Origin of the sequence: Sphingomonas sp. NFR04, from assembly GCF_900114095.1 — a bacterium.
GTDB lineage: Bacteria > Pseudomonadota > Alphaproteobacteria > Sphingomonadales > Sphingomonadaceae > Sphingomonas.
The window spans coordinates 288,824-303,140 of the sequence record NZ_FORV01000004.1 but is presented as its reverse complement, the minus strand read 5'-3'; the positions used below and the strand labels follow the sequence as shown (position 1 = coordinate 303,140).

Sequence of the window (14,317 nt, the reverse complement as noted above, 5' to 3'; positions counted from 1 at the left end):
TTCCCCTACGTCGCGTCGCGAGGACGGACGGCGTAGAGCGCGCTGTTTCCGGCATGCCAAACGGGCACCAGGCGGGGATCCACCTGCCCCGGCGGCAGCCGGACGTCGATCAGCCAGAGATAGTCGACCTGGTCGAGCGGTAGCGTCGGGGCCAGCTGGGCGATGCTGCGCCGCTCGCGTCCCGCGCCGGTGGTGCCGACGCAATCGGGCGGGGAGACGATCTGCGATGGATCGGTAGCAAAGCCTAGCGGCGCAAGGCGCGATTCCAGGAGGTGGACCGACTTCACCGCCCAATGCGCGTTCACCCAGGCATCGCGTTCGAGCGTGGCAAGATTGGCGAGGTGGGTGATCCGCGGGTTGCGCCAGGCGCGCACGCCGCAATCGGCCAGGGTCAGGTTCAGCACCCGGCTCCCGTGGGCGACATGATCGAGCGCCTGCAGCTCGCGATGGTAGCGCTGGCCATAGCCGACGAAACTCGCCGTGGTGACGCCGAAGCGCAGCACCAGCAATGCGACACCTGCCGCCGCGACCCAGGCGCGCGGACGGCGCTGCACCGCGCGCCAGTCCTGCAGCGCAAGTGCCAGCATCACGGTATGCGCGATTAGCCGCGCATCGACATTGGCGGTTCCGGAAAGCTGGTAGGGGGCCGCCAGGAACAGCGCGAAGCTGGCCCAGACCGCCAGCCTGGCGCCGGTCGCCAGCCGTGCGCCGCGCAGCCGGCCGTAGAGGAGCACGGCAAATGCGGCGCCGAGGCTCGCCAGATCGAACGCCATGTTCTGGTCGCGCAGCATGTTGAACAGCGCGTCGATCTTGCCTGGGAAGTCCCAGACGGTCTTCCCGCCCTTCTCACCGCTGGCGGGAAGCACCACCGGCACCGCGACGAAGACGAACGGCCAGAGCCGAGCGGCGAGCGTCGCGAGGCCGCGCGGCTGCCACCAGCGCCCGATCCGCTCCGCCTCCCAGGCCACGACCCAGAGCAGCAGCAGCGCCCCGCCCTCGCCATGCCCGAGGAACAGCGCGGGGGCGAACAGCGCGAAGACCAGCGCCCGCAGGGCGTTGCGTCGCTCCAGCGCCATCCACAGCGCCCAGCCGCACAGCGACAAGGCCGCGCTCAGGGCATAGTTGACGAAGCCCCACAGGAAGGAATCATTGTAGACGAACAGCAGTGCGAAGGGCAGCGCCGCCGCGCCCTGCGGATTCAGCCGCCGGGTGACCGCCAGCAGCCCCAGCACGGTCAGCGCCGGCACCGCTGCGCAGACCAGCCACATCGCCGCCACCGGCCCCAGCAGCGGGTGCAGCGCCTGGACGATCAGGTCCGCGCCCAGGTTGAGCGTCGGCCGCCAGGTGAAGACGAAATAGCGGTGGAGGATGCTCTCCGCTGGCGCCAGCTGCACCGCGAACCGCCCGATATGGCCGGGCACGTCGACCAGCGGCGGCACCTGCACGAACAGGAAGGGCAGGATCGACAGCAGCGACAGCAGCAGGATCCAGCGCCAGCGCAGCGCCGCTGACTTGCCGGTCTGCGCGGAAAAGAAGCTCATGCCCCGCGCCTTATCCCCAGTTTCCACCAGCGTCACCCCATGGCCGCGGCTTGTGCCGCCCCCCGTGCTTCCGGTAGCGAGGCGCGATGTCCTCTGCCGCCCCTACTCCGATGATGGCCCAGTATCTCGCGCTCAAGGAAGAGGCGGGGGATTGCCTGCTCTTCTACCGGATGGGCGACTTCTTCGAGCTGTTCTTCGAGGACGCGAAGACGGCGAGCTCGGTGCTCGACATCGCGCTCACCTCGCGCGGCGAGCATGAGGGCGACAAGATCCCGATGTGCGGCGTGCCGGTGCACGCGATGGAGGCGTATCTCGCCCGGCTGATCAAGGCGGGCCATCGCGTCGCCATCGCCAATCAGACCGAGACCCCCGAAGAGGCCAAGAAGCGCGCCGGATCCAAGGCGCTGGTCTCCCGCGCGATCATCCGCGTCGTCACTGCCGGCACGCTGACCGAGGAAGCGCTGCTCGACAGCCGCAGCGCGAACTGGTGCGTCGCCGTGGGCGAGGCAGGCGGCGGCGTCGCGATCGCCTGCGCCGACATCTCCACCGGCCGGTTCGAGCTGATCGAGACCGACGCCGCGCGGCTCGGCGCCGAACTCGCCCGGCTCAACCCCGCCGAGACGATCGCCTGCGACGCGACCGACTTCGCCGAGCTCGCCACCGCGCTCCGCCCCAAGCTCGATTTCGACAGCGCCGGCGGCGAGGCGCGGCTGAAGCGGCTGTTCGGCGTGGTGACGCTCGACGGCTTCGGGCAATTCTCGCGCGCAGGGCTGGCGGCGGCAGGCGGGCTGGTCGCCTATCTGGAGCACACCGCCAAGGGATCGCTCCCGTTCCTGCGCCCGCCGCGGGTCAGCCGCGCCGAAGCGGCGATGGCGATCGACGCGGCGACACGCGAGAGCCTGGAACTCACCGTCAGCGCCGCCGGCGCCCGCAAGGGCAGTCTGCTCGACGCGGTAGACCGCACCGTCACCGGCGCCGGCGCCCGCTTGCTCGGTGCCGACATTGCCGCGCCGCTGATGGACCGCGCCGCGATCGACGCGCGGCTCGATCTCGTCACGCTGTTCCACGACGATGCCGGCCTGCGCGACAGCATCCGTGCGACGCTGCGCGCGCTGCCCGATATCGGCCGCGCGCTCGGCCGCCTTGCTGCCGGCCGGGGCTCCCCCCGCGACCTCGGCCAGCTGCGCGACGGGCTCGATGGCGCCTGGCGGCTGGGCGAGCGGCTGGATCGCCTCGCCGACGCCCCCGCCCTGCTCCGCGAACTGGCGCCCCAGCTGCGCGGCCACGGCGCGCTGATCGACCTGCTTGCCCGTGCGCTCGTCCCCGAGCCGCCGGTCGATGCCGCCCATGGCGGCTATATCGCCGAGGGCTATGATGCCGCGCTCGACGACCTGCGCGACGCGGGCGCCGGTGGCCGCCGCGCCATCGCGGCACTGGAGGCCGAATATCGCGCCCGCACCGGCATCACCGCGCTCAAGATCCGCCACAACGGCGTACTCGGCTATCATATCGAAGTCCCGGCCCGCTCCGCCGATGCGCTGATGAAGCCCGACAGCGGCTTCACCCATCGCCAGACGCTGGCCGGCGTGGTCCGCTTCAACGCGCCCGAGCTCCACGACGTGGCGGTGAAGGTAACCCAGGCCGGCGCGCACGCCCTCGCCGCCGAGTCCGCGCATCTGGAAGACCTGACCGGTCAGGCGCTCGCCCGCCGCGAGCCGATCGCCGCGACCGCCGACGCCCTCGCCCGGATCGACGTCGCCGCAGGGCTTGCCGAACGCGCGGCCGAAGGCGGCTGGGCCCGCCCCGAGCTGGTCGAGCATAGCTGCTTCGAGATCGAAGGCGGCCGCCACCCCGTGGTGGAAGCCGCCGTTGCCCGCAGCGGCGGCCGCTTCGTCGCCAATGATTGCAAGCTTTCCGAAGACTCGCGCCTGTGGCTGGTCACCGGCCCGAACATGGGCGGCAAGTCGACCTTCCTGCGCCAGAACGCGCTGATCGCGGTGCTGGCGCAAGCCGGCAGCTACGTCCCCGCCACGCGGGCGACGCTGGGGCTGGTCGACCGGCTGTTCAGCCGCGTCGGCGCGTCGGACAATCTCGCGCGCGGCCGCTCAACGTTCATGGTCGAGATGGTCGAGACCGCGGCGATCCTGGCGCAGGCTACCCCGCGCAGCTTCGTGATCCTTGACGAGGTTGGCCGCGGCACCTCCACCTATGACGGGCTTGCCATCGCCTGGGCGGTGGTGGAGGCGATTCACGAGGAAAATCGCTGCCGCTGCCTGTTCGCCACCCATTATCACGAACTGACCCGGCTGGCCGAGCGCTGCGACGCGCTCACTCTCCACCATGTCCGCGCCCGCGAATGGAAGGGCGAGCTGGTGCTGCTCCACGAGCTGGCCGACGGCCCGGCCGATCGCAGCTACGGCATCGCCGTCGCCCGGCTCGCGGGCATGTCGCCCGCGACCGTGAAGCGCGCCAAGGCGGTGCTCGACAAGCTCGAGGCCGGCCGCGCCAAGACCGGGGGACTCGCCGCAGGGCTCGACGACCTGCCGCTCTTCGCCGCCGCCGCGCATGCCGAGGAAGAGAAGGTCGATGCGCTGCGCCACGAACTCGACACGCTCGACATCGACGCGCTCAGCCCGCGCGAGGCGCTGGACGTGCTCTACAAGCTGAAGGGACTGGCGACGGAAGCATAAACGCTTGGTCCTCAATCATTTGAGGATTAGCCTGCGCACATCTCAGCGGAGTTCGCCCCGATGCTGCTGCTTGCACTGACCGCGGTTGCAACGCCGCTCCCCCCGTCCGCCGTTACCTTCATTACCGGAACGCTCCATCTCGAGCGCTACCGCGCCACCGCAGCCGATCTGAACGAAGACGGCGCTGCGGAGGTGCTGGTATATGCGGAAGGCCCGGAGCACTGCGGCAGCGGTGGCTGCAACCTGTATGTGCTGTCGCGCGCGCCAACCGGCTGGCGCATCGTCACGAAGATGGGCGTGACCCGGCTGCCCCTCCGCATCCTTCCCGCAAAGAGCCATGGTTGGCACGACGTGAGCGTCCATGTCGCAGGCGGCGGCATTTTGCCGGGACATGATGTGCGGCTTCGGTTCGATGGGCATCACTACCCCGAGAATCCGACCATGTCCCCGGCAGAGCGCCTGCCCTCTCCGTCCGGCCGGATTTTGCTGCGCTAGCGCCGTTCAGGCGGCCGCGCGTTCCGTATGCGCTTCGAGAAAGGCGGCCGCTTCGGTGGCGGGCAGCGGGCGCGAGAAGAGATAGCCCTGATATTCGTGGCAGCCGAAGGAGCGCAGGAAGCTCTGCTGCAATTCGTCCTCCACCCCTTCCGCGGTCACGCCGATGCCCAGCGACTGGCCGATGCCCAGCACCGCCTGGATGATCGCGCGCGCATCCTGCGAGCGGGCGAGATCGCGGACGAAGCTCTGGTCGATCTTCACCCGATCCACCGCCAGCTTGTGGAGGTGCGAAAGGCTGGAATAGCCGGTGCCGAAATCGTCGAGCACCAGCTGTACGCCCGCCTCGCGCAGCCGCGCCAGCACCAGCTCCACACCCGCGTCCATCGCCAGCATCGTGCTTTCGGTGACTTCCAGCTGCAATTGCCGCGGGTCCATGCCGTGCCGTGCGAGAACCGCGAGGATGCGGGTGTCGATGTCCGGGCTGCGTAGCTGGATCGGCGACAGGTTCACCGCCAGCGCGAGCGCCGGGAAGCGCACCATCATCGCAACCGCGCGATCGAGCACCCATTCGCCGAGCGGCACGATCAGCCCGCTCGCCTCGGCGATCGGGATGAAGTGCAGCGGCGGGATCATGCCTTGCTGCGGATGGTGCCAGCGCACCAGCGCTTCGACTCCGACAACCCGGTGACCGCCGGCATCGATCACCGGCTGGTAATGCACGTCGAGCTGGCCGCCGGTAGCGAGCGCAGCGCGCAGGTCCGCCTCCAGTGTCCGGCGAGCATGTACTTCATCGGCCAGCGCGGCATCGTAGAGGCAGAAGGCATTGGCCGGCTGCCGCTTCGCCTCGTACAACGCGAACTCGGCGCGGTGATGTAGTTCGTCGGCGGACAGGCCGGGTTCCGCCCAGGCGCAGCCGATCGAGACGCCCAGCGACACCGCGCCGGAAGGTCCGACAAGCGGCGCATCGAGGAGCGCGAGCAATCGCCGGCAGGCAGTTTCGGCCGCGGCGGCGTCGGGACATGCGTCGATCAGCACCGCGAAGGTATCGCCGCCGGTTCGCGCTACCCGGTCCGACCCGCGGGCAGCGCCCGCGAGCCGGTAGGCAAAAGCCCGGAGCAGGGCATCGCCGACGCCGTCCCCGAAGGCGTCGTTGATGTCCTTGAACTGATAGAGATCGATCAGCAGCAGCGCCGGTGCCCCGTCGGCAAGGGCCTCCGCCAGCTGCTCGTTAAGCGCCGTCCGATTGAACAGGCCGGTCAGGCCGTCGTGATAGGCGAGGTGGCGGATATGTGCTTCCGCGGCGCGCAAGGGCGTGATGTCCGTCAGGATCGTCAGCACCAGCGGCGTCTCGCCGACGAGGATGCGGCGACGGCGGGTGACGACGTTGCGGCGTGTGCCGTCATGGCCGTCGATCACCTCCTCGGTCTCGAGGTCCGCTCCGGTGGCAAAGACCTGCGCGTGCTCGGCGGTGAAGCGCGCTATCTGGTCTGCCGAGAGATACGCCTGAATGGGCGTGGAGAGCCAATAGGACCGATCCTGGCCGGCAAGGTCGCAGAACGCCTGGTTCACGTCCAAGATGCGATCGTTGCGATCGATCAGCAGCACCGGCGAAGGCAATGCCTCCAGCGTCATGCGCATGCAGGCGCCAAGCGCGGCGTCTGCGTGTCCCTGCTCGGCCTGCTGCATCGGGCGCTCCGCTGCCAATGTCCCTGGAGCATGCGGCTTTGCCCTGCCGACTCGGGCGCTGCCTAGTTGGGGTAAACCCATATCGGAAACGTAATGTTCGGATAACCACGCGGCGTCGCACAAAGCGTGGAAAGATCGGGCCCAAAATGAAAGAGGCCGCCGGGCCCCAATCCTGGGTACCCGGCGACCCCCGACATGGTCAGCGGCCGGAGAGCTCCAGCCCGGGAGACCATGCGGACCGCTTTACCTGCATCTGCCGACGTTGATTGGAGGAGGATACCTCCCGGCGGCAATATGGATGGAGGGCTTCCATCCACGCGGCAGGGTCAGCGGCGCGTCTCCCGAACGAACTGAACCGACCTCACTGCTGAACCATGAGACATCGGATCACCTCCTTTCGCTTGTTGAAGAGCCTGTGCCTCTCGACACACTTGACATGTAGGATGACCCCGAGTCGCAGAACAAGTCTTGTAAAAGATTTTTATCGGTGCGATTCTGGGGGTCTGGCCGAAGCGGTGCGCCGCGGCGCCTTATTTGCGGCAGTCCTCCACCACCCGCAGGATCTCTGGCCAGGCCGGAATCACGAGCACCGGCAAGCCCCCACCCTCGATCACGAAGCGCCCCCGGCTGAAGCCCAGCGCGTCGAGGAAGCCGTCGTTCGCGGCAAAGGCGATGCCGAGCATGCCGGGCGCGGCGGAATCGGGCGTGGCGGGGATGGCGCGCACGGCGCTGGTGGTGCGAACCGTGAGCGTCGTCCGCGCGGTGCCGGTGCGCGACAGCGTCACGCGCCGCGCCGCCAGATCGCAACGCAAAATCGCAAGCGGCGCGGCGCCGCCGACGCCATAGGTCGCGGTACCGCTCCGATAGTGCCAATCGCCGGGCGTCAGCGGCCAGTCGCGCCAATCCGCGCCGACCGTCGGCTTGGGCGTGGGCGGCGGCGGCAGCGGGGCAGGCGCCGGCACGGGCCGGGGTGCAGGCGCGGGCGGCGGCGTGGAGGGAGCAGGCACGCAACCGGCGAGCGCGATGAGGCCGACGCCGGCGAACAGGGAAAGCAAACGCATGGCCGAGCTTATGGACGCGTGCGAGGGGCGGCTCAACCGGCGGGTGCAGCGATCACGACGGAACGCAGGCTGGCGGCGACACGCGGGGCGTCAGGCGGCGAAGCGGGCTGCATAGAGTGCGGGACGGTAGCGCGGCTCCGGTATGGGCAGGCCGTTTGCGCGCGCGGCCTCGATCCACCCGTCCATGGCCTCCCGGACATTGGCGAGCGCTGCCTCGGGGCTGTCCCCGTGCGTGGTGCAATATCGCAGATCCGGGACGTCGGCGATCCAGCACCCATCCTCGTCCGACCAGAGCAGATTGATGTGGTAATGCGGCTCGCTCATTCTTCCATACTCAGCCCGAACTCGGCGACCATATCAAGAAACTGGCGCACCTGATAGCGCTTGGCGTCCTTGCCGTCCGGCTGGATGGTCAGGACGAAGGGCACCGCCGGGTGCACATATTGGCGATGGCTGCCCTTGGTGCGATCGAGACGAAAGCCGAACGCGGCAAGCAGCCGCTCGAAGTCTCGAAACGCCAGTGTGGCGCGCTGATCTTCTAGCAGCAGAGCATATAGCTTGGACACGCGGACCATAAGTTGGCTCACTTCGTTTTGAAACGAGCCACCTATTGATAGTCGACGGACTCCGTCGTCAACCAGCTTTCCCCAAAGATTCTGAAATAGTTTTGTTGACTAGGTTTCGGTCATTCACCGCCGCGGCCCACCGAACTTCGTCTTGGTCTGCTTGCCGTACCGCGTCTTCCGCGTGCCCGGCTTGCCTTCGTTCGACCGCCCCATCACCGGTGCCTTGCGCTCACCCTCGGGCAGGCCGAGTTCCTCCGCTTCCAGCGCACGGATCTCGTCGCGCAGGCGGCCGGCTTCCTCGAACTCGAGGTTCGCGGCGGCGTCGCGCATCTTCTTCTCGAGCTCCTCGATATAACCGCGCAGATTGTGGCCGACCATGTGCGGGCGATCGGCATCGATCTCCACCGTCACCTGGTCCTTGCTGGACACATGCGCGATGATGTCGCCGATATTCTTCTTGACCGTCTCCGGCGTGATCCCGTGCTCGAGATTATACGCCATCTGCTTCTCGCGGCGGCGGCCGGTCTCGGCGAGCGCGCGCTCCATGCTGCCGGTCATGCGATCGGCATAGAGGATCACCCGGCCTTCCACGTTGCGCGCGGCGCGGCCGATCGTCTGGATCAGCGAGGTTTCGGAGCGCAGAAAGCCTTCCTTGTCGGCATCGAGGATCGCGACCAGCCCGCATTCGGGGATGTCGAGCCCCTCGCGCAGCAGGTTGATGCCGATCAGCACGTCGTACACGCCCATCCGCAGGTCGCGGATCAGCTCGATGCGCTCCAGCGTCTCGGTGTCCGAGTGCATGTAGCGGACCTTGACGCCCGCCTCGTGCATATATTCGGTCAGGTCCTCGGCCATGCGCTTGGTGAGCGTCGTCACTAGCGTACGATAGCCCTTGGCGGCGGTCGCCTTGCACTCCTGGATCAGGTCCTGCACCTGCTCCTCGACCGGCTTGATCTCAACCGGCGGATCGATCAGCCCGGTGGGGCGGATCACCTGCTCGACGAACACGCCGCCGGTGCGCTCCATCTCCCAGTCGCCGGGGGTGGCCGAGACATAGGTGGTCTGGGGCCGCATCGCGTCCCATTCGTTGAAGCGCAGCGGGCGGTTGTCGATCGCGCTGGGCAGGCGGAAGCCATATTCGGCGAGCGTCAATTTCCGCTTGTGGTCGCCGCGCGACATGCCGTTGATCTGGCCGATCGTCTGGTGGCTCTCGTCGACGAAGAGCAGCGCGTTCTCGGGCAGATATTCGAACAAGGTGGGCGGCGGCTCGCCGGGCAGGCGGCCGGTGAGGAAGCGGCTGTAATTCTCGATGCCCGCGCAGGAGCCGGTCGCCGCGATCATCTCCAGGTCGAAGTTCGTCCGCTGCTCCAGCCGCTGGAGTTCGAGCAGCTTGCCCTCGATCTCCAGCTCCTTCAGCCGCTCGGTCAGCTCGTGGCGGATCGCCTCCATCGCCTGCTTCAGCGTCGGCCCCGGCGTCACATAGTGGCTGTTGGCATAGACGCGGACATAGTCGAGGCTCGCCACCTTCTTGCCGGTGAGCGGATCGAACTCGACGATCTCCTCGATCTCGTCGCCGAAGAAGCTTATCCGCCAGGCGGTATCCTCATAGTGCGAGGGGAACAGTTCGAGATTGTCGCCGCGCACCCGGAAGGCGCCGCGCCCGAAGGCGGCATCGTTGCGCTTGTACTGGAGCGCCACCAGCTTGCGGATGATCTCGCGCTGGTCGACCACCTGGCCCTTCTTCAGGTCGAAGATCATCGCCGAATAGGTTTCGACCGAACCGATACCGTAAAGGCAGGAGACCGAGGCGACGATGATCACGTCGTCGCGCTCGAGCAGCGAGCGGGTCGCGGCGTGGCGCATCCGGTCGATCGCCTCGTTGATCGAGCTTTCCTTCTCGATGTACGTATCGGACCGCGGCACATAGGCCTCGGGCTGGTAGTAATCGTAATAGCTGACGAAATACTCGACCGCGTTCTCGGGGAAGAAGCTCTTGAACTCCCCATAGAGCTGCGCGGCAAGAATCTTGTTCGGCGCGAGGATCAGCGCGGGGCGCTGCAGTTCCTCGATCACCTTGGCCATGGTGTAGGTCTTGCCCGATCCGGTGACGCCGAGCAGCACCTGGTCGCGCTCGCCCGCCCGCGCCTGCTCGACCAGCTCGGGAATCGCGAAGCGCTGGTCGCCCGAGGGCTGATATTCGGAGACAAGCTTGAAGCGCTTGCCGCCCTCCGCCTTTTCGGGGCGTTGCGGGCGGTGGGGAATGAACGCCTGCCCGGTTTCGGGCTCGGCAAGGTTGGTCCGGATCTGGATCGCCATGGCCGGAATATGGGGTGCAAGGCCCCGTCTGAAAAGCGGCCTTTCGATCAGGAACTTGGGCGGTACGCAATGCGCCACATCGCCAGGCCGATGCCGCCGGCGAGCAGCGTCACCGCCGTCGCCTGGGCGAGCTTGAACGCCAACCCCAGCAGCCAGCTGCGCGCATCGATCGGCGCCAGGCCGACAATGCCGCTGCCGCTCTGCGCGCCGACGAACAGGCCGAGCCCGAGCAGGCCCGTCACCGCCGCGGCGTAGCGGCCCCGGCGCAGGCCGATCGCGTGCAGCAACAGCCAGATCGGCCCGCCGACCGCCGCAAGCGCCAGCCCCGCAAACAGCGTGCCCACCGCCCAGCCGGCGAGCAGCGCCAGCGGTGCACGCTGTCCCGCCGCCACCAACAGCAGCAGGATCAGCAGCCCGCCCAAGGCGCTCCCGGTCGCCAGCGCCGTGGCGATCTGTCCGCCGCTCGTCTCAAGATGGCGCCCTGCGCCGGTATCGTGCTGCATCCGCTCCCGCCCTCACGCCTTCTTAGGAACGGTTGCGAAGCGTCTCAACCTCAGCGGAAACGGTCGAAGCGCCCCGCGGCACGGCACGTCGCGATGCCCTGGTCGCTCGGTGCCGGCGGGGGCGTGCCGATCGCGGGCACGTCGAAACTGCGCCCGATCGCGTGATCGACGAAGCGATCGGCACCGCTCCCGCCACAGCGCAGCATCGCCGCCAGCAGGTCCGGCGGGGTGCGATAGGCTTCCCAGGAAAGCCGGAACGTGCCCCAATGAATCGGCAGCGCCCAGGGCCGGCCGAGCGCGCCCCACACCCGGATCGCGTCGCGCGGGCCGATATGCGCGTCCGCCGCCATCTGGCCGGGGGCAAAGCGGAAGGCACCCACCGGGATCGCCGCGAACCGCACCGGCCCCAGCGCTGCCGCCTCGGCAGGCCACTTCCCGTCGCCCCAGCCGGTATCGCCCGCGAAGAACAGGTTGCCGCCGGGCAGCGTCACCACGAAGCTCGACCAGAGCGCGCGATTGCGATCCGCGAACCAGCGGCTGCTCCAGTGATGGTTGCGCGTGACGACGACGTCGATGCCGGGCCTGAGCGCCAGTCGCTGCCCCCAGTCGAGGCCGCGCGCGGGCACGCCCACCTGCCCGATCACGCTGTCGTTGCCGAGCCCGGTGATGATCACCGGCCGGTCCCGCTGCCAGATCGTCTTGAGCGTCGCCAGGTCGAGATGGTCGTAGTGGTTGTGGCTGACCACGATCAGATCGATCCTGGGCAGATCGACCAGCCGCACGCCAGGGACCGCCACACGCTTGGGGCCCATGCCGAACGGCCCCGCCACGTCGCTCCACACCGGATCGGTGAGGATGTTGAGCCCCTGGGTCTGGATCAGCAGGCTGGCATGGCCGATCCAGGTAACCTTCATCGCCTGCCCGTCCACCCGCACCGGCGGCCGCGCCGCCGTCACCGGCACGCTGGCTGGCCAGGGCGGCTGCCGGGTCGCATTGGCGAGACGATTCGCCAGGAAGGCAAAGCCCATCGCCGGCACCGGCGCGCTGTCGCCATCGGGGTTGGCAAAGTGCGCCCCGTCGAAATGTGCGGTGTCCGCCCCCCGATAATAGATCCGATCGAGGAAGGGCGGCACCAAGGTCAGGAAGAGGCACAGGGCCACCACGATCCAGAGCAGGAGTCCGACAAGTGCCTTGGCCATGGTCGCAATACGCATGGGCGCGGGTGATGGCCGCAAAGGCCCTTGCGATCAACCGCCCCAATCCCTTAGCGCGGGGCCATGACGCTGCCCCGCACGCAAGAGGAAGCCGCCGCCGAGCTCGAGAAGCTCGCAGCCGAGATCGCGCACCACAACCGCCGCTATCACGACGCTGACGCGCCCGAGATCAGCGACGCCGACTTCGACGCGCTGGTCCGCCGAAACGCGGAGATCGAAGCCGCCTTCCCGGAGCTGGTTCGCGCCGACTCCCCCTCGCGCCAGATCGGTGCGACGCCCTCCGGCCCGCTCGCCAAGGTGGCGCATGCGCGGCAGATGTTCAGCCTGGACAACGGCTTTGCCGACGAGGACGTGGCCGACTTCCTCGGCCGGGTGCGCCGGTTCCTCAAGCTGGCCGACGATGCATCCGTCGAGCTCACTGCCGAGCCCAAGATCGACGGACTGTCCTGCTCGCTCCGCTATGAGGACGGCGTGCTGGTGCAGGCCCTCACCCGCGGCGACGGCAGGATCGGCGAGGACGTGACCCCCAATGTCCGCACCATCGCCGACATCCCCCACCGCATCGAAGGCGCGCCGCCGGTCTGCGAGGTCCGCGGCGAGGTCTATATGGCCAAGGCAGATTTCGCGGCGCTCAACGCGCGGCTGCTTCTCGAAGCCGAAGAGACCGGCAAGGAGGCCCGCCAGTTCGCGAACCCGCGCAACGCCGCGGCGGGTTCGCTGCGCCAGAAGGACGCCGCCGTCACCGCAGCACGGCCCCTGCGCTTCCTCGCCTGGGGCTGGGGCGAACTCAGCGAACCGCTCGCCGACAAGCAGTTCGAGGCGATCGACCGCATTCGCGCCTGGGGTTTCCCGGTCTCCGACCTGTTCGTCCGCGCGCCCACGCTGGACGACGCCCTCGCCCAGTATCGCGCGATCGAGACCCGCCGCGCCGACCTGCCGTTCGATATTGACGGCGTGGTCTACAAGGTCGACCGGCTCGATTGGCAGGAACGGCTCGGCTATGTCGGCCGGGCGCCGCGCTGGGGCCTTGCCCACAAATTCCCCGCCGAGCGCGCTCAGACCACGCTCCAGGCGATCGACATCCAGGTCGGCCGCACCGGCAAGCTTACGCCGGTCGCCCGCCTGGAGCCGGTGACGGTCGGCGGCGTCGTGGTCAGCAACGCGACACTGCACAATGCCGACGAGATCGCCCGGCTGGGCGTGCGCCCCGGCGACCGCGTGGTGCTCCAGCGCGCCGGCGACGTGATCCCGCAGATCGTCGAGAACCTCACCCGCGACGAACCGCGCGCGGACTGGCACTTCCCCACCCATTGCCCGATCTGCCAGTCCGAGGCCGTTGCCGAGGAAGGCGAAGTCGATGTCCGCTGCACCGGCGGATTGATCTGTCCGGCGCAGCGGTTGGAGCGCCTCAAGCATTTCGTCAGCCGCGGGGCGCTGGACATCGACGGGCTGGGCGAGAAGACGCTGATCGAGCTGCTCGACCTGGGCTGGATCGCCGAACCCGCCGACATCTTCCGCCTCGAGCAGCATCAGGACGCGCTGCTCGGCCGCGAGGGCTGGCAGGAAAAGTCCGTCACCAGTCTTCTCGCCGCGATCGAGGCGAAGCGCGCGCCCGACGCGGCGCGCCTGCTGTTTGGCCTCGGCATCCGCCATGTCGGCGCGATCACGGCGCGCGATCTGCTCAAGCGCTATGTCACCCTGCCCGCTCTCGAGTCCTTGGCCGACGAGCTGATTGCGTTGCGGGACGCCACCCCGCCCCAGCTCGGCGAATCGGAGGCGAAGCACCGCACCCGGCTCGACAAGGCAATCGCCGAGCGGATCGGCGTGGAGAATGTCGGCGCCGCCGTCGGCCATGCGCTGGCGGACTTCTTCCACGAACCGCACAACCGTGCCGTGTGGACCGACCTTCTGCGGGAGGTGACGCCCCCGCCCTTCGTCGTGGAGTCGCGCGACTCGGAGGTGACCGGCAAGACGCTGGTATTCACCGGCACGCTGGAAGCGGTGAGCCGCGACGAGGCCAAGGCACAGGCGGAGCGACGGGGGGCGCGGGTTTCCGGGTCGGTATCTGCCAAGACCGACCTGGTGATCGCCGGCCCGGGCGCCGGCTCAAAATTGAAGAAAGCTGCCGACCTGGGAATCCGCGTGATCAGCGAAAGCGATTGGCTGGCGATCGTAAGGGCTTCGGAGTGATGCGTTTTTGCAACGCACCATGATGGAACATTAAGCTGGCGTTCATTGTCACAAT

The 14,317-nt window shown here is 68.4% G+C and carries 11 protein-coding genes; 3 read left to right on the top strand and 8 right to left on the bottom strand.

Annotated features, from left to right (window positions below):
• Nucleotides 1-5: 5 nt before the first annotated feature.
• Nucleotides 6-1,541, bottom strand: a complete 1,536-nt coding sequence (locus BM009_RS13855; RefSeq protein ID WP_093297061.1) for a hypothetical protein — start codon at nucleotides 1,539-1,541, stop codon at nucleotides 6-8.
• Between the two features lie 110 nt (nucleotides 1,542-1,651).
• On the opposite strand from BM009_RS13855, the gene mutS reads away from it, so the two are divergent.
• Nucleotides 1,652-4,231, top strand: coding sequence for a DNA mismatch repair protein MutS (mutS, locus tag BM009_RS13850; protein WP_093297060.1), 2,580 nt, complete (start codon nucleotides 1,652-1,654; stop codon nucleotides 4,229-4,231).
• A 60-nt stretch (nucleotides 4,232-4,291) separates the two neighbouring features.
• Nucleotides 4,292-4,726 (top strand): hypothetical protein, encoded by a 435-nt coding sequence (locus BM009_RS13845; protein ID WP_093297058.1) that lies wholly within the window; start codon nucleotides 4,292-4,294, stop codon nucleotides 4,724-4,726.
• Between the two features lie 6 nt (nucleotides 4,727-4,732).
• Here BM009_RS13845 and BM009_RS13840 read toward each other — a convergent pair whose 3' ends face one another.
• From BM009_RS13840 to BM009_RS13810, 7 genes are all read right to left on the bottom strand, one after another.
• Complete coding sequence (locus tag BM009_RS13840; RefSeq protein ID WP_254772290.1) at nucleotides 4,733-6,412, bottom strand: putative bifunctional diguanylate cyclase/phosphodiesterase; 1,680 nt, start codon at nucleotides 6,410-6,412, stop codon at nucleotides 4,733-4,735.
• A 530-nt stretch (nucleotides 6,413-6,942) separates the two neighbouring features.
• The gene (locus BM009_RS13835) at nucleotides 6,943-7,473 is read right to left on the bottom strand and encodes a hypothetical protein (RefSeq protein ID WP_093297057.1); all 531 of its coding nucleotides are present in this window, start codon (nucleotides 7,471-7,473) and stop codon (nucleotides 6,943-6,945) included.
• 90 nt (nucleotides 7,474-7,563) lie between these two features.
• Complete coding sequence (locus BM009_RS13830; protein ID WP_093297055.1) at nucleotides 7,564-7,797, bottom strand: type II toxin-antitoxin system HicB family antitoxin; 234 nt, start codon at nucleotides 7,795-7,797, stop codon at nucleotides 7,564-7,566.
• Nucleotides 7,794-8,048, bottom strand: a complete 255-nt coding sequence (locus BM009_RS13825) for a type II toxin-antitoxin system HicA family toxin (protein WP_093297054.1) — start codon at nucleotides 8,046-8,048, stop codon at nucleotides 7,794-7,796. Before BM009_RS13825 ends, BM009_RS13830 begins: the two co-directional genes overlap by 4 nt.
• 114 nt (nucleotides 8,049-8,162) lie before the next feature.
• A complete protein-coding gene (gene uvrB / locus BM009_RS13820; RefSeq protein ID WP_093297052.1) occupies nucleotides 8,163-10,355 on the bottom strand; it encodes an excinuclease ABC subunit UvrB in 2,193 nt (730 codons plus the stop codon).
• A 47-nt stretch (nucleotides 10,356-10,402) separates the two neighbouring features.
• Nucleotides 10,403-10,858, bottom strand: coding sequence for a hypothetical protein (locus BM009_RS13815; RefSeq protein WP_093297050.1), 456 nt, complete (start codon nucleotides 10,856-10,858; stop codon nucleotides 10,403-10,405).
• A 50-nt stretch (nucleotides 10,859-10,908) separates the two neighbouring features.
• Nucleotides 10,909-12,072, bottom strand: a complete 1,164-nt coding sequence (locus BM009_RS13810) for an MBL fold metallo-hydrolase (protein ID WP_175488016.1) — start codon at nucleotides 12,070-12,072, stop codon at nucleotides 10,909-10,911.
• A gap of 63 nt (nucleotides 12,073-12,135) precedes the next feature.
• Here BM009_RS13810 and ligA point away from each other — a divergent pair, with 63 nt between their 5' ends.
• Nucleotides 12,136-14,262, top strand: a complete 2,127-nt coding sequence (gene ligA, locus BM009_RS13805) for an NAD-dependent DNA ligase LigA (RefSeq protein ID WP_093297048.1) — start codon at nucleotides 12,136-12,138, stop codon at nucleotides 14,260-14,262.
• The last annotated feature ends 55 nt before the right edge of the window (nucleotides 14,263-14,317 follow it).